Source organism: Methylobacterium sp. Leaf85 (genome assembly GCF_001422125.1).
GTDB lineage: Bacteria > Pseudomonadota > Alphaproteobacteria > Rhizobiales > Beijerinckiaceae > Methylobacterium > Methylobacterium bullatum.
The window spans coordinates 1-21,617 of the sequence record NZ_LMME01000021.1 but is presented as its reverse complement, the minus strand read 5'-3'; the positions used below and the strand labels follow the sequence as shown (position 1 = coordinate 21,617).

The window sequence follows — 21,617 nt, the reverse complement described above, 5'->3', positions numbered from 1 at the left end:
CGCCATGGAAGAGAAGCTCCGCTTCGCCATCCGTGAAGGCGGTCGCACCGTCGGCGCAGGCGTCGTCGCAGCCATCAACGATTAAGTTCGGTACGCTCCTGTCGGGGCGCTTTTCTACCTACACCGCGTCACCCACGGATCGCCGCTGATCCGTGGGTGTTTTTTTGCCTTCCATCATGAGGACCTCCACACGATGATGGTTTCCACCACCAACGAGATCGCTGGTTATCGTGTCGTTGCGCATCTCGGGATGGTCCGTGGCATCACGGTCCGCTCACGCAGCGTCATTGGGAACGTTGTCGGCGGGGTCCAGGCACTGTTCGGCGGTCGGATCGACGCCTACCTCTCTCTGGCCGAAACCGCTCGCCGGGAATCGTTCGAACACATGTGTGAACAGGCGGCAGCCGCCGGCGCCGATGCGATTGTGGGCATGCGCTACGATGCGACCGACATCATGGACGGCATCACCGAAGTCCTGGCCTATGGCACCGCAGTGAGAGTTGTTCGGGAATAGGCCAATGCCCCGCTTGTGCACCGGCTCGTTCCTGTATAGAGGAGCGGGGCGCGTAGGAGTGTAGCTCAACTGGTCAGAGCGCCGGTCTCCAAAACCGGAGGTTGCGGGTTCGAGTCCCTCCACTCCTGCCAGTGTTTTCCTTGAGCGCAATGCTGGAACGGCCTCCCGTCGGGAGTGCCGAACCGGAGCGTGTTTCCCGCTCTCTGTCGATATGTCCGCGACGGTCGACAAGACCCGGGACTTGCGCTAGAGCGTTCGCACTCCGAGATCGGTGACTGTGTTCGGTGCGGGCTTCGACCAGAGCCTCCGCACCGGCCCGCTTTCCGGTCAGAGCCGATTTTCCCTGTTGTTGGCATCAATGGCATCGAACGAAGCAACGAAGAAGGCGGACCTGGCGCGCACCCCGCAGCGCGGCTCCGCCACGCCGACGCCGCCTCGGGCGACCCCGCCCGTGCGGCCCGCGCCCAAGCGTGTCGGCCCGGCCGAGTTCCTGTCCCAGGTGCGCGACGAGGGCCGCAAGGTCACGTGGCCGTCCCGCAGGGAGACCACCGTCACGACGATCATGGTGTTCATCATGGTCGTGGCGGCGAGCATCTTCTTCACGGTCGTTGACCAGGCCCTGCGCTACATCGTGACCCTGATCCTCGGGGTCGGCGCCTAGAACAACTGAGTCTCCCTGGGCGCGTCGTCGCGACCGGGCAGACCGACGTCAGGATTTGGTGAGAACCGTGTCGAAACGCTGGTACATTGTCCACGCCTACTCGAATTTCGAGAACAAGGTCGCCCAGTCCATCAAGGATCAGGCGGCTCAGCGCGGGCTGATGGAGCTGTTCGACGAGGTCATGGTCCCGACCGAAAAGGTCGTCGAAGTCCGCCGCGGCCGTAAGGTCGACGCCGAGCGGAAGTTCTTCCCCGGTTACGTGCTGGTGAAGTGCGATCTGACCGACGAGGTCTACCACCTCATCAAGAACACCCCCAAGGTCACCGGCTTTCTCGGCGCCGACAAGTCGAAGCCGGTGCCGATTCCCGATTCCGAAGCCGAGCGGATCAAGGGTCAGGTCGCCGAGGGCGTCGATCGTCCCAAGCCCTCGATCTCCTTCGAGATCGGCGAGACCGTCCGCGTCGCCGACGGTCCCTTCGCCTCCTTCAACGGCACCGTCGAGGAAATCGACGAGAGCCGTTCGCGCCTCAAGGTCGCCGTGTCGATCTTCGGTCGCGCCACTCCGGTGGAACTCGAATACGCCCAGGTCGAGAAGATCTGATTTTTTCGAATTTCGAGGTCGGTCGCGACTGACCGGTCTTCAGCTTTTCCGCGCGGTGCCAAGCCGAGCGTGAAAATGGCCGTCGGGGTCACTCCCCGGACGGCGTCACACGCGGGAGGTCCGCCCGGTTTGCCGCCGGGATCCACGGACCGCACCGCGACCTGCAACCGCTCGCCCCGTCCGTGCTCCAGGCAGCCGGGCGGCGAGCCTACATTTGGGAGCAGTCCCTATGGCAAAGAAGATCACGGGCTACGTGAAGCTTCAGGTTCCGGCCGGCGCCGCGAACCCGTCGCCGCCCATCGGCCCCGCGCTCGGTCAGCGTGGCCTCAACATCATGGAATTCTGCAAGGCCTTCAACGCGAAGACCTCTCAGATCGAGAAGGGCACCCCGATCCCGGTCGTCATCACGGCGTACCAGGACCGCTCCTTCACCTTCGAGATGAAGCAGCCGCCGGTCACCTTCTTCCTCAAGAAGGCCGCCGGCCTGAAGATCGGCAAGAAGCCGGCTTCCGGCTCCAAGACCCCGGGCAAGGGCCCGACGGTGGGCAAGGTCACCGAAGCTCAGCTTCGCGAGATCGCCGAGAAGAAGATGCCCGACCTGAACTGCGACTCGGTTGACGCCGCCGTCGCCATGATCCGTGGCTCCGCGCGGGCCATGGGCCTCGACGTCGTCGCTTAAGGGGAGGGCACAATGGCACACGAAGGCAAGCGCATCCGCGCCGCCCGCGAGGGCATCGACGCGCTCAAGCTCTACACCATCGACGAGGCGATCGCCTTGGTGAAGCAGAAGGCCAGCGCCAAGTTCGACGAGACCGTCGAGGTCTCGATGAATCTCGGCGTCGATCCGCGTCACGCCGACCAGATGGTCCGTGGCGTCTGCAACCTGCCCAACGGCTCCGGCCGGACGGTGCGGGTGGCGGTGTTCGCCCGCGGCGCCAAGGCCGACGAGGCCAGGGCCGCCGGTGCCGACATCGTCGGCGCCGAGGACCTGCTCGAGATCGTCCAGAGCGGCAAGATCGAGTTCGACCGCTGCATCGCGACCCCGGACCTGATGCCCCTCGTCGGCCGTCTCGGCAAGGTGCTCGGCCCCCGCGGCCTGATGCCGAACCCGAAGGTCGGCACCGTCACCATGGACGTGAAGTCCGCGGTCGCCGGCGCCAAGGGCGGTTCGGTGGAGTTCCGCGTCGAGAAGGCGGGCATCGTCCATGCCGGTATCGGCAAGGTCTCGTTCGACGAAGCCAAGCTCGTCGAGAACATCAAGGCGTTCGCCGACGCGGTGGCCAAGGCCAAGCCCGCCGGCGCCAAGGGCACCTACATCCAGCGCGTCGCCGTGACCTCCTCGATGGGCCCGGGCGTGCGGGTCGAGCCCTCGACCGTGCTGACCGCCTGATCGGCGCTTCTCACATAAAGATATGAAAACGCCCGGCTCTCAAGGCCGGGCGTTTTCTTTTGGCGGGGCGCTGTGTCTGTCTATGGCAGCAGCGACAGGCGCCGGCTCGCCAGCAGCGTCGCGGTGAGCCCGGCGAACATCGTCGCGCCGAAGAGCCAGCCCGATGCGGCACCCGCCATGATCCCGGACAGCAGCGTGCCGACGCTGCAGCCGAGACCGGTCATCGCGCCCCAGCCGCACGCCGCTCCGACCAGGCACCCACGCTCCCAGCCCCACGCTGTGGCCGACCGCCCCGGCGGCCAGGGCGGCGAGGGTGCCGAGTGCCCCGCGCGGGTCACGCCGATCGATGAGGTCGCGCCACTGGCAGAAGCAGAAGAAGCGCAGGCGTTGCAGCACGAAGCCATACAGGGCTCCGAATGTCGGGGACAGCGCGAGCCGTTCACCGCCGGGATCGCCCGACATCTGCAGGGCCGCGACCAGGAATGCAGTCCCGATCAGAGGTCCGTATGCCAGAGGACGTTCTGTGCGCCGGGCACATGCCCTCGCTCGTAGACGCCCGGCTCGACGATCCGGAGCTTCGGCGAGGCGAGGTTGGCCTCCAGCCATTCGGTGGAGACGAGGGGGTCGGTCTGGCTCTGTTTCTGCTCGGTGGCATGAGCCGCCACAGGCCCGATCATCGGCAAGGCCAGGGCGGCCAGAGCCATACGTGCGGCAAGGAGGGTTCTGAAGGACACGGGCGCGCTCCGGCGAGGAAGAGTCGTCGCATCGCGGCTGAGCTTGCACATCGGCAGGTCATGCTCCGAAACTTGACCACACCCCTTCGGACTCTGCGGGCGAATGCCCGGCTTTCCGCCCGGGCATTCGCGTCCGTGCTCATGCACGCCAGAACGGCTTGGCGGCCTCCACACGCAGAGCGACGGGATCGAGATCGAGCGCCTTCATTTGTTCCGAGGTCAATTCGCGAATTGTACGCCGCCCGGCCGCCCTGCTGTACCAGATCGACAGGAGAGCGATTGCTCTCGCGGGAAAGCGCTGGTTAGGGTGGCCGAGAGAGTCGAACGGCCTCGCGAGAGGCCGAGCGTTGGTGGATAAATTGTCGGATATCGGCATGATCGGGTCACCTCCATCGGGTCGCCCATTCCTATTGATCCGAAATTGAATCGAATCAATTAAATCATTGTACTCGGAGCAATATACGCGTGGCAGACTATCGGACGATTTCGGAGGGGATCGCCGCGGACATCGCCCAGGGGCGCCTGGCGCCGGGGAGCCGGATGCCGACGCAACGGCAGTTCGCGTTCGAGCGCGGGATCGCCGTCTCCACCGCGAGCCGTGTCTATGCGGAACTGTCGCGGCGCGGACTGATCACCGGAGAGGTCGGACGCGGCACCTTCATCCGCGCCTCGGCCTCCGCCGCGGCAGCATTGCCGGACTCCGAGACCGGACTCATCAATCTCGAGCACGTCTTCTCGATCCTGCCCCATCAGGCGGCGGAGCTGAGCGCCAGCCTCGGCGCCCTGCTCGAACCGGCCAGGCTCCGAGCCGCGTTCTCGCCGGTCCGGCCGGGCGCGAAGGAGCCGGCGCGCGCCGGGGCGGCGGCCTTCTTCGCGCGGGGAGGGTGGTCGGCCGACCCCGAGACCGTCCTGTTCACCGGGGCCGGACGCCAGGGCATCGCCGCGGCGATCTCGGCCCTGGCCCAGCCCGGCGATCGGATCGGCGTCGAGGCCATGACCTATCCCATCGTCAAGGGCCTCGCGGCCCGGCTTGGCGTCGAACTGGTTCCCCTCGCAATGGATGCGGAGGGGGTGATCCCGGACGCCATCGAGCGGGCTCATCGCGAGGCCCCCCTCCGCGCCCTCTACCTCCAGCCTGTCCTGCAAAGCCCCCTCGGCCAAACCATGAGCGCGGATCGCCGGCACGCCATAGCATCGCTCCTCGGCAGACATGACCTCGTCTGCATCGAGGACGCCGTGTACGGGTTCCTCTGTGACGAGGAGCCCCTGGCTGCCCTGGCACCCGAGAGGGTGATCGTCGTCGACAGCCTGTCGAAGCGCCTCGCTCCGGGCCTCGGCCTCGGTTTCGTCGCCGGGCCGCCCCATCTCACGCAGCGGCTCGCGGGCTCGATCCGCACGGGAGGCTGGACCGCGAGCGGACTCCCCCTGGCGGTGGCCCTTCATCTCATGACCGACGGAACGGCGAGCCGGATCGGCAAGGCGAAGCGGGCGGACGCGGCAGCGCGCCAGAGCGCGGCCCGGGAAGCGCTGAGCGGCCTCGACGTTCGGGGCGACCCGAGGGCGTTCCACCTCTGGCTCTCTCTTCCTCCCCATTGGACGGCGGAACGCTATGCGGGCGCCGCGGCGCGCAATGGCGTGGCGGTGTCGCCGGCCAGCGCTTTCGCCGTCGATCCGGCAACGCCGGAGAACGGGGTGCGCCTCGCGCTCGGCTCACCGCCTTTCGAGCGGCTCGAGACCGCACTTCAGACGCTGCGGCGCCTCGCTCTCGACGAGGACGATTCCGTGGTGGAGTGAGATCCACACCGTCGGCGGGGCCCGCACGACGGGCCGGTGGACCCGAGGCGCATCTCGCGCCTGCGTCAAACGCGCGCGAAGGATCCTCCCCGGCGACGCGACAAGGCGAGATCCATCCCAGAAAGGGTCAAGAAATCAACACGCGAGGGTGACGCCTCCTCACCTGTCTGTGCTAGGAATGCCGCCATGCGATGCACCCTCTCCGTCACCTCCAATCGACGCATCCTGTGCGTCTTTCCCGCATACACACCGTCCTTTGGGACGTTCGCCCATGCCTACCCGTTAATGGGCGGGGTGAAGGCCTTCATGCCACCGCAGGGCCTTCTCCTCATCGCGGCCTATATGCCGGAGGAATGGGAATACCGGTTCATCGACGAGAACATCAAACGGGCCGGGCCGGACGATTTCGCCTGGGCCGATGCGGTGTTCGTGTCGGGCATGCACATCCAGGCCCCACAGATTCGGGACATCTACGCCAGGGCGCATGCCGCCGGTAAGGTGACGGCGCTGGGCGGCCCTTCGGTCTCCGGATCGCCCGAGCAATATCCGGAATTCGACTATCTCCATATCGGCGAGATCGGCGACGCCACCGACGAGCTCGTGTCGATCCTCGACCGCGACGTGTCGATCCCGGCGAGCCAGGTTCGCCTGGAGACCAAGGAGCGCCTTCCGCTCTCGGACTTTCCGGCACCCGCCTACGAGGCCGCCCCCCTCAAGCGCTACCTCATCGGCTCCCTGCAATTCTCGTCCGGCTGTCCCTATCGCTGCGAGTTCTGCGACATCCCGCAGCTCTATGGCCGGCAGCCCCGCCTGAAGACTCCCGAGCAGATGCTCGGCGAGCTCGACGCGATCATCTCGCAGCCGGGCCATCCGGCCGTCGTGTACTTCGTCGACGACAACTTCATCGGCAACCGCAAGGCCACGAAGGACATGCTGCCCCACCTCGTGGAGTGGCAGAAGAAGAACCACTACCCGCTTCAGTTCGCCTGCGAGGCGACCCTGAACATGGCCAAGCAGCCCGACATCCTGGAGCTGATGCGCCAGGCGAACTTCATGACCGTCTTCGTCGGCATCGAGACGCCGGAAGAGGACGCGCTGGCGGGCATCGACAAGAAGCACAACGCCGCCGTGCCGATGTACGAGGCGATCGAGACGCTCAACAGCTTCGGCCTCGAAGTCACCTCGGGCATCATCCTGGGCCTCGACACCGAGACGGACGGCTCGGAGCAGAAGCTCATCGACTTCGTCGACAAGTCGGCGGTGCCGGTGCTGACGATGAACCTGCTCCAGGCCCTGCCGAAGACGCCGCTCTGGGATAGGCTGACCCGCGAGGGGCGCCTCACCCACGACGCGGCGCTGGAATCCAACGTCCTGTTCAAGCGCCCGCACGACGACGTGGTGGCGAGCTGGCGCCGGGCCATCGCCCATGCCTACGAGCCGGAGAACCTGTTCGCGCGCTTCCGCTATCAGGTGGAGCGGACCTATCCGCACCGGATCAAGACGCCCACCAGGGGCAAGCTGACGCGGACCAATCTCCGTCGCGGCCTCGTGCTCGGTTTCAACATCGCCCTGCGCGTGGGAATCCTGTCGGATTACCGGGGCGTGTTCTGGCGCGCGGCGGGCCATGCCCTGAAGCGCGGACAGATCGAGGCGGTCTTCAACATGGGCTTCGTCGCCCACCACCTGATCCGCTTCACCCGCGAGGCCCTACGCGGCGAACACAACGCCTCCTTCTACGCGGCCAAGGCCGATCAGAAGCTGGAAAATGCCCGCACGCCCTGGTGGCAGGCCGCGCGTAAGTTCCTGCCGACGTAGGGACTTACCTCAGCGCCCCAAGTTCCTCCCGCCGCAGAGGCGGGAGGAAATCCCGTCAATCAAAATCGTACAAGCACGGCGGATTTCTTCACCTGGGGCACTTGGCAGGGCGCTTGCTAGGGCCTATAGACCCCGCTCAACGTTTTTCACACTTTGAAAGGATTCGACCAATCGGTCGATATCCGACATGCGAATTCGTCTGGGCGACCAGACGATAATGGCCGGAAGGCTTTGAGGGGCGAACAGCCCCTTCAAGCCTCGTCCGGCCATGTCCTGTCCGAGACTGCAGGCGCCGGGCAACCGGCTTAATTCCCCAGCCTGCACAGACGGGGAAGACCGAATTCAAGACCCTCTCGGCACCGCGATTCGCGGCGCAGTCAGGTATCGGTTTGAACCATCTCGCCCGTGCCGTCCACCGTTCCGGAGGATGTCAGGGGACAGGGCCGTGAAGCGTCGTCCAGGACGTTCCGGCTTCTCGCTGAGCCGAGTTCCGTTCCGGGCGGCATGTGCAACCGGCGGCCCCTCCCCGAGAGGGACCCGCCAACCGGAGAGAGCCCCAGTGGACAGGACAGCCAAAGCTGATCTCGTCTCGACGCTCAACGGCGTGTTTGCGAACACGTCTGTCGTCGTCGTGGCCCACTACAAAGGCCTCACGGTCGCCGAGATGCAGAAGCTGCGCGCGCAGATGAAGCTGGCCGGTGCCACCGTGAAGGTCACCAAGAACCGCATCGCCAACATCGCTCTCGATGGCACGGACGTCGCCTCCATCAAGCCCCTCCTGAAGGGTCCGACCCTGCTCGCCTATTCGAGCGATCCGGTCGCGGCTGCGAAGGTTGCGGTGGATTTCGCCAAGGGTAACGACAAGCTCGTGATCCTCGGCGGCGCCATGGGAACGACCGCTCTGAACCCGGACGGTGTGAAGGCGCTCGCGTCGCTCCCGTCCCTCGACGAACTGCGCGGCAAGATCGTGGGCCTCATCCAGGCTCCCGCGACCAAGATCGCTCAGGTCGTCAACGCTCCGGCTGCCAAGCTGGCTCGCGTGTTCGGAGCCTATGCCACCAAGGACGCGGCTCAGGACGAAGCGGCCTGACGCCGCCTCGTCCTTTACAAACCATCCGTTCAAACCGATATCCAAAGGAAGAATACAATGGCTGATCTTGCCAAGCTCGTCGACGACCTGTCCTCGCTGACCGTTCTCGAAGCCGCCGACCTCGCCAAGCTCCTCGAAGAGAAGTGGGGCGTCTCCGCCGCTGCTGCCGTCGCCGTCGCCGGTCCGGCCGCTGGCCCGGCCGCCGTCGTCGAGGAGCAGACCGAGTTCACGGTTCTCCTGACCGCCGCCGGCGACAAGAAGATCGAGGTCATCAAGGAGGTCCGCGCGATCACCGGCCTCGGCCTCAAGGAAGCCAAGGACCTCGTCGAGGGCGCTCCGAAGGCTGTCAAGGAGTCCGTCAACAAGGAAGAGGCCGAGAAGCTCAAGGCCCAGCTCGAGAAGGCCGGCGCCAAGGTCGAGCTCAAGTAAGTTGCCGATGGGCCAAATCAGGCCCGTCACTTCCGGTCGGTCCCATCGGGGCCGGCCGGCACCGACGCCCGCGGGTCTCCGACCCGTGGGCTAAGGTCGCTTCAGGCGACCGGGCGGTCCTGGAACGGACCGGCGGCATTTCATTTCGGGTGGGCTTGGTCCGGCGGGACGGGTTCATCGCCTGGTCGCGGGAGGCATAAAGCCTTCCCCGGGCACCCGGTACGCGGGACGTAGGAGCGAGGTCACCCATGGCCAACACGCTGGTCGGTCGCAAGCGCATTCGCAAATTCTTCGGCAAGATCAAGGAAGTCGCCGAGATGCCGAACCTCATCGAGGTTCAGAAGGCATCCTACGACCAATTCCTGATGATGGACGAGCCGGAAGGCGGACGGGGCGACGAAGGCCTGCAGACCGTGTTCAAATCGGTCTTCCCGATCTCCGATTTCTCGGCGACCGCGCTCCTCGAATTCGTCAAGTACACGTTCGAACAGCCGAAATACGACGTCGACGAGTGTCGCCAGCGCGGCATCACCTTCGCGGCTCCGCTCAAGGTGACGCTGCGCCTCATCGTGTTCGATGTCGACCCCGATACCGGGGCGAAGTCCGTCAAGGACATCAAGGAGCAGGACGTCTACATGGGCGACATGCCCCTGATGACGGAGAACGGCACCTTCATCGTCAACGGCACCGAGCGCGTCATCGTCTCGCAGATGCACCGTTCGCCGGGCGTGTTCTTCGATCACGACAAGGGCAAGACCCACTCGTCGGGCAAGCTCCTGTTCGCCGCCCGCATCATCCCGTATCGCGGCTCCTGGCTCGACGTCGAGTTCGACGCCAAGGACATCGTGCACGTGCGTATCGACCGGAAGCGCAAGCTGCCGGCGACCTCGCTGCTGTTCGCGCTCGGCCTCGACGGTGAAGAGATCCTCTCCACCTTCTACAACCGCGTCATCTACGACCGCGACGGCGCCGAATGGCGGGTTCCGTTCGATGCCGACCGTCTCAAGGGCTTCAAGGCATCCGTCGACCTGGTCGACGCCGATTCCGGCGAGGTCGTGCTCGAGGCCGGCAAGAAGCTCAACGCCCGCAACGCCCGCCAGATCAGCGAGCGCGGCGTTCAGTTCCTTAAGGCCACCGACGAGGACCTGATCGGCCAGTACATCGCCGAGGATCTCGTCAACCCGAAGACCGGTGAGATCTGGGCCGAGGCCGGCGACGAGATTTCCGACAAGCTCCTCAAGAGCCTGGAAGAGGTCGGCGTGTCCGAGCTCCCCGTGCTCGACATCGACCACGTCAATGTCGGTCCCTACATCCGCAATACCCTCGCCGTGGACAAGAACTCGTCCCGCGAAGGCGCGCTGTTCGACATCTACCGAGTCATGCGTCCCGGCGAGCCGCCGACGCTCGACACCGCCGAGGCGATGTTCCACTCGCTGTTCTTCGATTCCGAGCGCTACGATCTCTCGGCGGTCGGCCGTGTGAAGATGAACATGCGCCTCGACCTCGACGCCGAGGACACCGTGCGCACCCTGCGCCGCGAGGACATGCTCGCGGTCGTCAAGGCGCTGGTGGACCTGCGCGACGGCAAGGGCGAGATCGACGACATCGATCACCTCGGCAACCGCCGTGTGCGTTCGGTGGGCGAGCTCATGGAGAACCAGTACCGCCTGGGTCTCCTGCGCATGGAGCGCGCCATCAAGGAGCGCATGTCCTCGGTCGATATCGACACGGTCATGCCGCAGGACCTCATCAACGCGAAGCCCGCCGCGGCCGCGGTGCGTGAGTTCTTCGGCTCGTCGCAGCTGTCGCAGTTCATGGATCAGACCAATCCGCTCTCGGAAGTGACGCATAAGCGTCGCCTCTCGGCGCTTGGCCCTGGCGGTCTCACACGTGAGCGCGCCGGCTTCGAGGTGCGCGACGTGCACCCGACCCATTACGGCCGCATCTGCCCGATCGAGACGCCGGAAGGCCCGAACATCGGTCTCATCAACTCGCTCGCAACCTTCGCGCGGGTGAACAAGTACGGCTTCATCGAGACCCCGTTCCGTCGCGTGAAGGACGGCGTGGTGACGAAGGAGGTCTCCTACCTCTCGGCGATGGAAGAGGCGAAGTACTACGTCGCCCAGGCCAACGCCCAGATGGACGAGAGCTTCAAGCTGACGGAAGACCTCGTGGTCTGCCGTCGGGCCGGCGACGTCATCGTCGTGCCGCCCGACCGCGTCGACCTCATGGACGTGTCGCCGAAGCAGCTCGTCTCGGTGGCCGCGGCCCTCATCCCGTTCCTCGAGAACGACGACGCGAACCGCGCCCTGATGGGTTCGAACATGCAGCGCCAGGCGGTGCCGCTGGTTCGCGCCGACGCGCCGTTCGTCGGTACCGGCATGGAAGCCGTGGTCGCCCGCGATTCGGGTGCCGCCATCGCGGCGCGCCGCTCCGGCATCGTCGACCAGGTGGATGCGACCCGTATCGTCATCCGCGCCACCGAAGAGGCCGATGCCAACAAGCCCGGCGTCGACATCTACCGCCTGCAGAAGTTCCAGCGCTCCAACCAGTCGACCTGCATCACGCAGAAGCCGCTGGTCCGCGTGGGCGAGCAGGTGAAGAAGGGCGAGATCATCGCCGATGGTCCGTCGACGGAGTTCGGCGAGCTGGCGCTCGGCCGGAACGTGCTCGTCGCGTTCATGCCGTGGAACGGCTACAACTTCGAGGACTCGATCCTGCTCTCCGAGCGGATCGTGAAGGATGACGTGTTCACCTCGATCCATATCGAGGAATTCGAGGTGATGGCCCGAGACACCAAGCTCGGTCCGGAGGAAATCACCCGCGACATCCCCAACGTCTCGGAAGAGGCGCTGAAGAACCTCGACGAGGCCGGCATCGTCTATATCGGTGCCGAGGTCCACGCGGGCGACATCCTCTGCGGCAAGATCACCCCGAAGGGCGAGAGCCCGATGACGCCGGAAGAGAAGCTTCTCCGCGCCATCTTCGGCGAGAAGGCCTCGGACGTCCGCGACACCTCGCTCCGGGTTCCCCCGGGCGTCACCGGCACCATCGTCGAAGTCCGGGTGTTCAACCGCCACGGCGTCGACAAGGACGAGCGCGCCCAGGCCATCGAGCGCGAGGAGATCGAGCGTCTCGCCAAGGATCGTGACGACGAACAGGCGATCCTCGACCGCAACACCTATGCCCGCCTTGCCGGCGTCCTGATCGGCCAGTCGCCGATCGCCGGTCCGAAGGGCTTCAAGAAGGAGACCACGCTCAGCCGTGAACTCCTGAACGAGTACCCGCGCTCGCAATGGTGGCAGTTCGCCGTCGTCGAAGACCGTCTCATGACCGAGATGGAAGCGATGCAGAAGCAGTACGACGAGTCGAAGAAGCGCCTCGAGCAGCGCTTCCTCGACAAGGTCGAGAAGCTGCAGCGCGGCGACGAGTTGCCCCCCGGCGTCATGAAGATGGTCAAGGTCTTCGTCGCCGTGAAGCGCAAGATCCAGCCGGGCGACAAGATGGCCGGCCGTCACGGCAACAAGGGCGTCGTGTCGCGGATCGTGCCGATCGAGGACATGCCGTTCCTTGAAGACGGGACGCATGCCGACATCGTGCTCAACCCGCTCGGCGTGCCGTCGCGCATGAACGTCGGTCAGATCCTCGAGACCCATCTGGGCTGGGCTGCCGCCGGTCTCGGCCGCAAGGTCGGGCTCGCCGTGGACGCCTATCTCCGCAGCAACGACATCGCGCCCCTCAAGGCGGAGATGGAGGCGATCTACTCGCCGTCGGAACTGGAGGGCCTCTCGGACGACGACATGGCGGAGGCGGCCAACAACGTCCGCCGCGGCGTGCCGATGGCCACTCCGGTGTTCAACGGCGCCAAGGAAGCCGACATCGAGACGATGCTGGAGTTGGCCGGGCTCGACCGTTCGGCGCAGTCGACGCTCTACGACGGGCGCACGGGCGAGCCTTTCGACCGCAAGGTGACGATGGGCTACATCTACATGCTGAAGCTCCACCACCTCGTGGACGACAAAATCCACGCACGGTCTATCGGTCCGTACTCCCTGGTCACCCAGCAGCCGCTGGGCGGAAAGGCGCAGTTCGGCGGCCAGCGCTTCGGCGAGATGGAGGTCTGGGCACTGGAAGCCTACGGCGCGGCCTACACGCTGCAGGAGATGCTCACGGTGAAGTCGGACGACGTCGCCGGCCGCACCAAGGTCTACGAGGCCATCGTCCGCGGCGACGATACCTTCGAGGCCGGCATCCCCGAGTCCTTCAACGTGCTCGTCAAGGAGATGCGCTCGCTCGGCCTCAACGTGGAGCTCACCTCCTCGAAGAAGCTCGCGAACGACCAGCTCGACCCGCCCGCCGAGGCGGCCGAGTAAGACCACACCACACGCTCCCGCGCCGGCACCTCGCCGGCGCGGTCCGAGCGGGGAGGGGAAGCGCCTCCCGGGACGACGGCCAGCGGCGACCCGACCGGTCACTGCGCCGACCTCACGTTTTCAGCACGCGGTAGCCCCTCGGCGGAGGGTGCGCCCCGTCAGCAGGAGTCGATCCATGAACCAAGAGGTCATGAATCTTTTCAACCAGCAGGCTCAGCCCCAGAGCTTCGACCAGATCAAGATTTCGATCTCGAGCCCCGAGAAGATCCTCTCGTGGTCCTTCGGCGAGATCAAGAAGCCCGAGACGATCAACTACCGCACGTTCAAGCCCGAGCGCGACGGCCTGTTCTGCGCGCGCATCTTTGGCCCGATCAAGGATTACGAGTGCTTGTGCGGCAAGTACAAGCGCATGAAGTACAAGGGCGTCATCTGTGAGAAGTGCGGCGTCGAAGTCACCCTCGCGCGCGTTCGGCGCGACCGCATGGGGCATATCGAGCTCGCCGCCCCCGTCGCCCATATCTGGTTTCTGAAGTCGCTGCCGAGCCGCATCGGCCTGCTGCTCGACATGGCGCTCAAGGACCTCGAGCGCATCCTCTACTTCGAATCCTACTGCGTCATCGAGCCGGGCCTCACCCCCCTCAAGGAGCGTCAGCTCCTCTCCGAGGAAGAGTACCTGCGCGCCCAGGAGGAGTACGGCGAGGATAGCTTCACCGCCATGATCGGCGCCGAGGCCATCCGGCGCATTCTGCAGGAGCTCGACCTCGACGGGATCGCGAACTCGCTCCGCGAGGAGATCGCCACAACGACCTCCGAGTTGAAGCCCAAGAAGCTCCTCAAGCGCCTGAAGATCATCGAGGCCTTCCAGATGTCGGGCAACAAGCCCGAATGGATGATCCTCACCGTGGTTCCGGTGATCCCGCCGGACCTTCGCCCGCTCGTCCCCCTGGACGGCGGCCGCTTCGCCACGTCCGATCTGAACGACCTCTACCGCCGCGTCATCAACCGTAACAACCGCCTGAAGCGGCTGATCGAACTGCGCGCGCCAGACATCATCATCCGCAACGAGAAGCGCATGCTTCAGGAAGCGGTGGACGCGCTGTTCGACAACGGCCGCCGAGGCCGCGTCATCACGGGTGCCAACAAGCGTCCGTTGAAGTCCCTCGCCGACATGCTCAAGGGCAAGCAGGGCCGCTTCCGCCAGAACCTGCTCGGCAAGCGCGTCGACTATTCCGGCCGCTCGGTGATCGTGGTGGGCCCGGAGCTGAAGCTGCATCAGTGCGGCCTGCCGAAGAAGATGGCCTTGGAGTTGTTCAAGCCCTTCATCTACGCACGCCTCGACGCCAAGGGTTTCTCCGCCACCGTCAAGCAGGCCAAGAAGCTCGTCGAGAAGGAGAAGCCCGAAGTCTGGGATATCCTCGACGAGGTGATCCGCGAGCACCCGGTGATGCTCAACCGTGCGCCGACGCTCCACCGCCTCGGCATCCAGGCGTTCGAGCCGAAGCTGATCGAAGGTAAGGCGATCCAGCTTCACCCGCTCGTCTGCGCGGCCTTCAACGCCGACTTCGACGGCGACCAGATGGCCGTCCACGTCCCGCTCTCGCTGGAAGCCCAGCTCGAAGCGCGCGTGCTGATGATGTCGACGAACAACATCCTGCACCCGGCCAACGGTCAGCCGATCATCGTGCCGTCGCAGGATATCGTGCTCGGCCTGTACTACCTGTCGATCGTCGCCGAGGGCGCCATCGGCGCCTTCGACCCGACCAACAAGAAGAACCCGATGCAGGGTGTCTTCGGCACCATCGGCGAGCTCGAGCACGCCCTCGCGGCCAACACCGTGAAGCTGCACTCGAAGATCCGCTGGCGGTGGAACGGCATCGGCCCCGATGGCGAGCCGCTGACCCAGACCTACGACACCACGCCCGGCCGCGTGATCCTGTCCACTGCCCTGCCGCTGCACAAGAAGGTCCCCTACGACGTCGTCAACAAGCTGATGACGAAGAAGGAGATCTCCGCGATGATCGACACCGTCTACCGCCACTGCGGTCAGAAGGAGTCGGTGATCTTCTGTGACCGCATCATGGCGCTGGGCTTCAACCACGCGTTCAAGGCCGGCATCTCGTTCGGCAAGGACGACATGGTGGTGCCGGACAACAAGTGGCCGATCGTGGACGACACCCGCGCGCTGGTGAAGGACTACGAGCAGCAGTACAACGACGGCCTGATCACGCAGGGCGAGAAGTACAACAAGGTGGTGGATGCCTGGGCCAAGTGCTCGGACAAGCTCGCCGCCGAGATGATGCTGCGCATTTCCACCGTGCAGAAGGACGAGAACGGCGCCGACAAGCAGATCAACTCGATCTACATGATGAGCCATTCCGGTGCCCGTGGTTCGCCGGCGCAGATGAAGCAGCTCGCCGCGATGCGCGGACTCATGGCCAAGCCCTCGGGCGAGATCATCGAGACCCCGATCATCTCGAACTTCAAGGAAGGCCTGGACGTTCTCGAGTACTTCAACTCGACGCACGGAGCCCGTAAGGGCCTTGCCGACACCGCCTTGAAGACCGCGAATTCCGGCTACCTGACCCGCCGTCTCGTCGACGTGGCACAGGACGCCGTCATCCGTGAGGTCGATTGCGGCACCACCAACGGCATCAAGATGCGCGCCATCGTCGATGCGGGCCAGGTCGTGGCTCCGCTGTCGATCCGCATCCTCGGCCGCGCCACGGCCGAAGATCTCGTGGCTCAGGACGGTACGGTCATCGTCAAGACCAACGAGACGATCGAGGAGAAGCACCTGCCCGCCATCCAGGCGGCCGGCATACAAGAGGTGAAGATCCGCTCGGTGCTCGTCTGCGCCACCAAGAGCGGCGTCTGCGCCACCTGCTACGGGCGCGATCTCGCCCGTGGAACGCCCGTCAACATGGGCGAGGCGGTCGGCGTCATCGCGGCGCAGTCCATCGGCGAGCCGGGCACCCAGCTCACCATGCGTACCTTCCACATCGGCGGCGCGGCGCAGATCGCGGATTCGTCCTTCATCGAGTCGAGCTTCGAAGGCACGATCAAGATCCGCAACCGGGCGCTCGCGCGCAACACCGACGGCGATCTCATCGCCACCGGTCGTAACGTGGCGGTGGTCATCGTCGGCACCGATGGAGCGGAACGTGCGGTCCACCGCCTGCAATACGGCGCACGCCTGCGGGTGGACGAAGGCGACACCGTCAAGCGCGGCCAGCGCATCGCCGAGTGGGACCCCTATACCCGTCCGATCATCACCGAGACCGACGGTATCGTAGCCTACGAGGATCTGATCGACGGTCAGTCGATCACCGAGACCACCGACGAGTCGACCGGCATCGCCAAGCGCGTCGTCATCGACTGGCGTGGTACGGCCCGCACGGCCGACCTCAAGCCGGCCATGCTGGTCCTCGACCAGGACGGCAAGCCGATGAAGCTGCCGCGCGGCTCGGACGCCCGCTACTTCCTCCCGGTCGACGCCATCATCGGCTACGACCCGGGCGGCACGGTGAAGGCCGGCGACATCCTCGCCCGTGTCTCCACCGACTCGGCCAAGACCCGCGACATCACCGGCGGTCTTCCGCGGGTGGCGGAGCTGTTCGAGGCCCGTCGTCCGAAGGACGCGGCGATCATCGCGGAGAAGTCGGGCACGATCCAGTTCGGGCGCGACTACAAGAACAAGCGTCGTCTGACGCTGACGCCGCATGACGGTTCGGATGCGGTCGAGTACCTGATCCCGAAGGGCAAGCACATCCACCTCCAGGACGGCGACGTCGTGGAGCTCGGCGACTACATCGTCGACGGCAACCCGGCGCCGCACGACATCCTCGCGATCAAGGGCGTGGAGGAGCTCGCTGCTTACCTCGTCAACGAGATCCAGGAGGTCTACCGGCTCCAGGGCGTGTCCATCAACGACAAGCACATCGAGGTGATCGTCCGTCAGATGCTGCAGAAGGTGGAAATCACCGATGGCGGCGATTCGGAGATCCTGACGGGCGACCAGATCGACCGGACGGAACTCGCGGACATCAACGAGAAGCTGCTCGCCGAGAACAAGAAGGCCGTGGTGGGCGTGCCGGTGCTGCTGGGCATCACCAAGGCGTCCCTGCAGACGAAGTCGTTCATCTCGGCGGCCTCGTTCCAGGAAACCACCCGCGTCCTCACCGAGGCGGCCGTCAACGGCAAGGTCGACCATCTCGAGGGCTTGAAGGAGAACGTCATCGTCGGCTCGCTCATTCCGGCGGGCACCGGGTCGATGGCAGCCGACATCCGCGCCGTGGCGCGGCGTCGCGACGCCATGATCCTGCAGCAGAAGGCAGCGGAGAGCGGCGCCCAGCCCCTCAGCGAATTGCCGCCTGCCGCCGAGTGATCCTCGACGACAGCGTTCGGAAAGACCGAAGGGGCGGCCAGCGATGGCCGCCCTTTTTCGTTGCGCGAAACCACTCTGGCGAGGCAAAGACGGGATCAATCTCCCGACGGGAATTCGCAGCGAATCGCAATCACCGCCGCCCTCCGGTCCGTGCTCATGACCTTGATCCGATGGGGCGAACCTGCCATCCATCGCTTCTACCGGGCGCCCGACTCCTCAGCGGGCCAATAATCGGGCGTTAACCGCCGGTCGGACCAAACTTTATCGTGCTTCGGGATTGACGTTCCGCCATCCCCCGCATAGAAGCACGCCACTCCGGCACAACAGCAGGACATAGCGAGTCGCGACCCTCGGGCCGAGAGACAATCGCTAATCCGGTTCCGGCACTCACATCGACTGACGTCCTTGTCAGATCAGTAGGTACGAGCGCGCTGAAAGGCGTGATCCTCTGCCGAACACGCGCCACGGGTCCTCACCGATCCATGGCGCATATTCGTTTTGCGGATCTTCTTATCGAGATCCGCGACAGCCTGGAGACAGGCTGCCTCGTGAAGCCGAACATGGGATCGCGTCTCAGCGGTCCGAATGAAGAGGGCAGAGTATGCCGACGATCAACCAGCTGATCGCGCAGCCGCGTAAGGCGCAGAAGAGCCGCAACAAAGTGCCGGCGCTCGACGCCTGCCCGCAGAAGCGTGGCGTTTGCACCCGCGTCTACACGACGACGCCGAAGAAGCCGAACTCGGCTCTCCGTAAGGTCGCCAAGGTCCGTCTGACCAACGGTTTCGAAGTCATCGGGTACATCCCCGGTGAAGGTCACAACCTTCAAGAGCACTCCGTGGTCATGATCCGCGGCGGCCGCGTGAAGGATCTTCCCGGTGTTCGCTACCACATCCTGCGCGGCGTGCTCGACACGCAGGGCGTCAAGGGTCGTAAGCAGCGCCGCTCCAAGTACGGCGCCAAGCGCCCGAAGTAAGAATTTCGCTCATCCCGTAAGGATGTCGCCGACCTCCATGAGGTTCAGGCGGCCTGCGCGGGGTGGTTTCAAGACCTTGATTTATAGACGGAGCGAGCGATGTCCCGCCGCCATTCTGCTGAAAAGCGTGAGATCATCCCGGACGCCAAGTACGGCGACATCGTGCTCACCAAGTTCATGAATTCCATCATGTACGAGGGCAAGAAGTCGATCGCCGAAGGTATCGTCTACGGCGCGTTCGACATCGTCGAGAACCGCGCCCGTGCGAACCCGATCGAGGTGTTCCGCGCCGCTCTCGAGAACGTCGCTCCGGCGATCGAAGTGCGGTCCCGTCGCGTCGGCGGCGCGACCTACCAGGTCCCCGTCGAGGTTCGCACCGAGCGTCGTCAGGCTCTGGCGATCCGCTGGCTCATCCAGGCCGCCCGTGGCCGCAACGACCGCACCATGGTCGAGCGCCTCTCGGCCGAACTCCTCGATGCCGCGAACAACCGTGGCAACGCGGTCAAGAAGCGGGAAGACACGCACCGGATGGCTGAAGCCAACCGCGCCTTCTCGCACTACCGCTGGTAAGCGGCCCCGGACCCTTTCAGGAGCAATCCGATGCCCCGCACGCATGCGATCGAGGACTACCGTAATTTCGGCATCATGGCTCACATTGATGCTGGAAAAACTACGACCACTGAGCGGATCCTCTACTACACCGGCAAGTCCCATAAGATCGGCGAAGTCCATGACGGCGCCGCGACGATGGATTGGATGACGCAGGAGCAGGAGCGTGGCATCACGATCACCTCCGCCGCGACCACCTGCTTCTGGCGCGACAAGCGCCTGAACATCATCGACACCCCCGGCCACGTAGACTTCACCATCGAAGTGGAGCGCTCGCTGCGCGTCCTCGACGGCGCCGTCTGCGTGCTCGACGGCAACCAGGGCGTCGAGCCCCAGACCGAGACCGTCTGGCGTCAGGCCGACAAGTACGACGTCCCGCGCGTCGTGTTCGTCAACAAGATGGACAAGATCGGCGCCGACTTCTTCAAATGCGTCGCCGACATCATCGACCGCGTCGCCGGCAAGCCCGTTTGCCTGCAGCTGCCGATCGGCGCCGAGACGACCTTCAAGGGCGTCATCGACCTGATCAAGATGAAGGCCATCGTCTGGACGTCCGAGAAGCTCGGCGCCGATTTCTCGGAGACCGAGATCCCGGCCGACCTCGCCGATCAGGCTGCCGAATACCGGATCAAGCTCGTCGAAGCCTGCGTCGAGATGGATGACGATGCCATGTCGGCCTATCTCGACGGTGTCGAGCCGGATGCCGAGACGATGCATCGCCTCGTGCGCACGGCCGTCCAGCGTCGCGCCTTCCACCCCGTGCTCTGCGGTTCGGCGTTCAAGAACAAGGGCGTTCAGCCCCTGCTCGACGCCGTCGTCGATTACCTGCCGTCTCCCGCCGATCGCGGCGAGATCAAGGGCCTCGACTTCAAGACCGAGGAAGAGACCGTTCGTCATCCGTCCGACAGCGATCCCTTCTCGATGCTGGCGTTCAAGATCATGGACGACCCGCATGTCGGCACGATCACGTTCTGCCGTGTCTACTCGGGTAAGGTCGAATCCGGCGCCAACGTCATCAACTCGTCGCGCGACAAGAAAGAGCGTGTCGGCCGCATGCTTCTCATGCACGCCAACAACCGCGAAGACGTGAAGGAAGCCTTCACCGGCGACATCGTGGCTCTGGCTGGTCTCAAGGAAACTCGTACCGGCGATACGCTGTGCGACCCGAAGGACGCCGTCATCCTCGAGAAGATGGAGTTCCCCGAGCCCGTCATCGAGATCGCGGTCGAGCCGAAGTCCAAGGCCGATCAGGAGAAGCTCGGCATCGCTCTCGCCAAGCTCGCCGCTGAGGATCCTTCGTTCCGCGTCTCCACGGACCAGGAATCGGGCCAGACCATCCTTCGCGGGATGGGCGAACTCCATCTCGACATCAAGGTCGACATCCTGCGCCGCACCTACATGGTCGACGCGAATATCGGCCAGCCGCAGGTGGCGTATCGTGAGAAGCTCACGAAGCGCACCGAGATCGACTACACCCACAAGAAGCAGACCGGCGGTACCGGTCAGTTCGCTCGGGTGAAATTCGTGGTCGAGCCGAACGAGCCGGGCAAGGGCTTCGAGTTCTCCTCGAAGATCATCGGCGGCACGGTGCCCAAGGAGTATATCCCGGGCGTCGAAAAGGGCCTCAACTCGGTGCTCGGTGCCGGTATCCTCGCCGGCTTCCCGGTGGTGGACATCAAGGTCGAGCTGATCGACGGCGCCTATCACGATGTCGACTCGTCGGCCCTGGCCTTCGAAATCGCCTCCCGTGCGGCGCTCCGTGAAGCCCTCCAGAAGGGCGGATCGGTCCTGCTCGAGCCGGTCATGAAGGTCGAGGTCGTCTCGCCGGAGGAGTATACCGGCTCGGTGATCGGCGATCTGAATTCCCGCCGTGGCCAGATCCAGGGCCAGGACATGCGCGGCAATGCGAACGTCATCAACGCGATGGTGCCGCTGGCCAACATGTTCGGCTACGTGAACCAGCTGCGGTCCTTCTCCCAGGGCCGCGCGAACTTCACGATGCAATTCGACCATTACGAAGAGGTGCCGCGCGGCGAGGCCGAGAAGGTCGTCGCGAAGTACGCTTAAGGCTTCCCGCCTTTTCCGGACCGCAGCAGCATCACCTGAAACACTGAGATTACGGAGGCTACGATGGCCAAAGAGAAGTTTGCCCGCACCAAGCCGCACTGCAACATCGGCACGATCGGTCACGTCGACCACGGCAAGACGTCGCTGACGGCGGCGATCACGAAGGTCCTGGCGGAGTCGGGT

At 64.9% G+C, this 21,617-nt stretch carries 17 protein-coding genes, 1 tRNA gene and 1 pseudogene; 17 read left to right on the top strand and 2 right to left on the bottom strand.

What is annotated here, in order from left to right; genetic code table 11:
- The 7 genes and pseudogenes from ASF08_RS24105 to rplA all read left to right on the top strand — a co-directional run.
- A pseudogene (locus tag ASF08_RS24105) lies at positions 1-85 on the top strand (EF-Tu/IF-2/RF-3 family GTPase); the annotation flags it as partial.
- Between the two features lie 108 nt (positions 86-193).
- Positions 194-514, top strand: coding sequence for a YbjQ family protein (locus tag ASF08_RS12215; RefSeq protein WP_056145562.1), 321 nt, complete (start codon positions 194-196; stop codon positions 512-514).
- Between the two features lie 54 nt (positions 515-568).
- A tRNA-Trp gene (locus tag ASF08_RS12210) sits at positions 569-645 on the top strand.
- Between the two features lie 227 nt (positions 646-872).
- A complete protein-coding gene (secE, locus tag ASF08_RS12205; protein WP_056145558.1) occupies positions 873-1,175 on the top strand; it encodes a preprotein translocase subunit SecE in 303 nt (100 codons plus the stop codon).
- 67 nt (positions 1,176-1,242) lie between these two features.
- Positions 1,243-1,776 (top strand): transcription termination/antitermination protein NusG, encoded by a 534-nt coding sequence (gene nusG, locus ASF08_RS12200; RefSeq protein WP_018044246.1) that lies wholly within the window; start codon positions 1,243-1,245, stop codon positions 1,774-1,776.
- A gap of 229 nt (positions 1,777-2,005) precedes the next feature.
- Positions 2,006-2,455, top strand: a complete 450-nt coding sequence (gene rplK / locus ASF08_RS12195; protein WP_018044245.1) for a 50S ribosomal protein L11 — start codon at positions 2,006-2,008, stop codon at positions 2,453-2,455.
- Between the two features lie 12 nt (positions 2,456-2,467).
- Positions 2,468-3,166 carry a 50S ribosomal protein L1 gene (gene rplA / locus ASF08_RS12190; RefSeq protein ID WP_018044244.1) on the top strand — a complete coding sequence of 233 codons (699 nt, stop codon included), beginning with the start codon at positions 2,468-2,470 and terminating at the stop codon, positions 3,164-3,166.
- An 80-nt stretch (positions 3,167-3,246) separates the two neighbouring features.
- Here rplA and ASF08_RS25335 read toward each other — a convergent pair whose 3' ends face one another.
- Together ASF08_RS25335 and ASF08_RS24100 are read right to left on the bottom strand one after the other, a co-directional pair.
- A complete protein-coding gene (locus tag ASF08_RS25335; RefSeq protein ID WP_200931854.1) occupies positions 3,247-3,390 on the bottom strand; it encodes a hypothetical protein in 144 nt (47 codons plus the stop codon).
- 270 nt (positions 3,391-3,660) lie between these two features.
- Positions 3,661-3,900, bottom strand: a complete 240-nt coding sequence (locus tag ASF08_RS24100; RefSeq protein WP_244474517.1) for a hypothetical protein — start codon at positions 3,898-3,900, stop codon at positions 3,661-3,663.
- A 465-nt stretch (positions 3,901-4,365) separates the two neighbouring features.
- On the opposite strand from ASF08_RS24100, the gene ASF08_RS12180 reads away from it, so the two are divergent.
- The 10 genes from ASF08_RS12180 to ASF08_RS24095 form a co-directional block, all read left to right on the top strand.
- Positions 4,366-5,694 carry an aminotransferase-like domain-containing protein gene (locus ASF08_RS12180; protein ID WP_156629575.1) on the top strand — a complete coding sequence of 443 codons (1,329 nt, stop codon included), beginning with the start codon at positions 4,366-4,368 and terminating at the stop codon, positions 5,692-5,694.
- A 186-nt stretch (positions 5,695-5,880) separates the two neighbouring features.
- Positions 5,881-7,509, top strand: a complete 1,629-nt coding sequence (locus ASF08_RS12175) for a B12-binding domain-containing radical SAM protein (protein ID WP_018044240.1) — start codon at positions 5,881-5,883, stop codon at positions 7,507-7,509.
- A 559-nt stretch (positions 7,510-8,068) separates the two neighbouring features.
- The gene (rplJ, locus tag ASF08_RS12170; protein ID WP_018044239.1) at positions 8,069-8,599 is read left to right on the top strand and encodes a 50S ribosomal protein L10; all 531 of its coding nucleotides are present in this window, start codon (positions 8,069-8,071) and stop codon (positions 8,597-8,599) included.
- Between the two features lie 57 nt (positions 8,600-8,656).
- Positions 8,657-9,028 carry a 50S ribosomal protein L7/L12 gene (gene rplL, locus ASF08_RS12165; protein WP_018044238.1) on the top strand — a complete coding sequence of 124 codons (372 nt, stop codon included), beginning with the start codon at positions 8,657-8,659 and terminating at the stop codon, positions 9,026-9,028.
- A gap of 248 nt (positions 9,029-9,276) precedes the next feature.
- Positions 9,277-13,401, top strand: a complete 4,125-nt coding sequence (gene rpoB / locus ASF08_RS12160) for a DNA-directed RNA polymerase subunit beta (RefSeq protein ID WP_018044237.1) — start codon at positions 9,277-9,279, stop codon at positions 13,399-13,401.
- Between the two features lie 175 nt (positions 13,402-13,576).
- Complete coding sequence (rpoC, locus tag ASF08_RS12155; RefSeq protein ID WP_056145549.1) at positions 13,577-17,785, top strand: DNA-directed RNA polymerase subunit beta'; 4,209 nt, start codon at positions 13,577-13,579, stop codon at positions 17,783-17,785.
- A gap of 601 nt (positions 17,786-18,386) precedes the next feature.
- Entirely contained in the window at positions 18,387-18,758 is a 372-nt protein-coding gene (rpsL, locus tag ASF08_RS12150) for a 30S ribosomal protein S12 (protein WP_018044234.1), read from the top strand.
- A 99-nt stretch (positions 18,759-18,857) separates the two neighbouring features.
- A complete protein-coding gene (gene rpsG / locus ASF08_RS12145) occupies positions 18,858-19,328 on the top strand; it encodes a 30S ribosomal protein S7 (protein WP_018044233.1) in 471 nt (156 codons plus the stop codon).
- Positions 19,329-19,358: 30 nt separating this feature from the next.
- Positions 19,359-21,434: an elongation factor G gene (gene fusA, locus ASF08_RS12140; RefSeq protein ID WP_018044232.1), complete on the top strand. Its 2,076-nt coding sequence runs from the start codon at positions 19,359-19,361 to the stop codon at positions 21,432-21,434.
- 63 nt (positions 21,435-21,497) lie between these two features.
- Positions 21,498-21,617: GTP-binding protein (locus ASF08_RS24095; protein ID WP_244474518.1), on the top strand; the 120-nt coding region annotated here is incomplete at its 3' end.

Coding starts and splice junctions, on each gene's coding strand:
- ASF08_RS12215 (WP_056145562.1), top strand. CDS start 194: ATGATGGTTTCCACCACCAACGAGATCGCTGGTTATCGTGTCGTTGCG.
- secE (WP_056145558.1), top strand. CDS start 873: ATGGCATCGAACGAAGCAACGAAGAAGGCGGACCTGGCGCGCACCCCG.
- rplK (WP_018044245.1), top strand. CDS start 2,006: ATGGCAAAGAAGATCACGGGCTACGTGAAGCTTCAGGTTCCGGCCGGC.
- rplA (WP_018044244.1), top strand. CDS start 2,468: ATGGCACACGAAGGCAAGCGCATCCGCGCCGCCCGCGAGGGCATCGAC.
- ASF08_RS25335 (WP_200931854.1), bottom strand. CDS start 3,390: ATGACCGGTCTCGGCTGCAGCGTCGGCACGCTGCTGTCCGGGATCATG.
- ASF08_RS12175 (WP_018044240.1), top strand. CDS start 5,881: ATGCGATGCACCCTCTCCGTCACCTCCAATCGACGCATCCTGTGCGTC.
- rplL (WP_018044238.1), top strand. CDS start 8,657: ATGGCTGATCTTGCCAAGCTCGTCGACGACCTGTCCTCGCTGACCGTT.
- rpoB (WP_018044237.1), top strand. CDS start 9,277: ATGGCCAACACGCTGGTCGGTCGCAAGCGCATTCGCAAATTCTTCGGC.
- rpoC (WP_056145549.1), top strand. CDS start 13,577: ATGAACCAAGAGGTCATGAATCTTTTCAACCAGCAGGCTCAGCCCCAG.
- rpsL (WP_018044234.1), top strand. CDS start 18,387: ATGCCGACGATCAACCAGCTGATCGCGCAGCCGCGTAAGGCGCAGAAG.
- rpsG (WP_018044233.1), top strand. CDS start 18,858: ATGTCCCGCCGCCATTCTGCTGAAAAGCGTGAGATCATCCCGGACGCC.
- fusA (WP_018044232.1), top strand. CDS start 19,359: ATGCCCCGCACGCATGCGATCGAGGACTACCGTAATTTCGGCATCATG.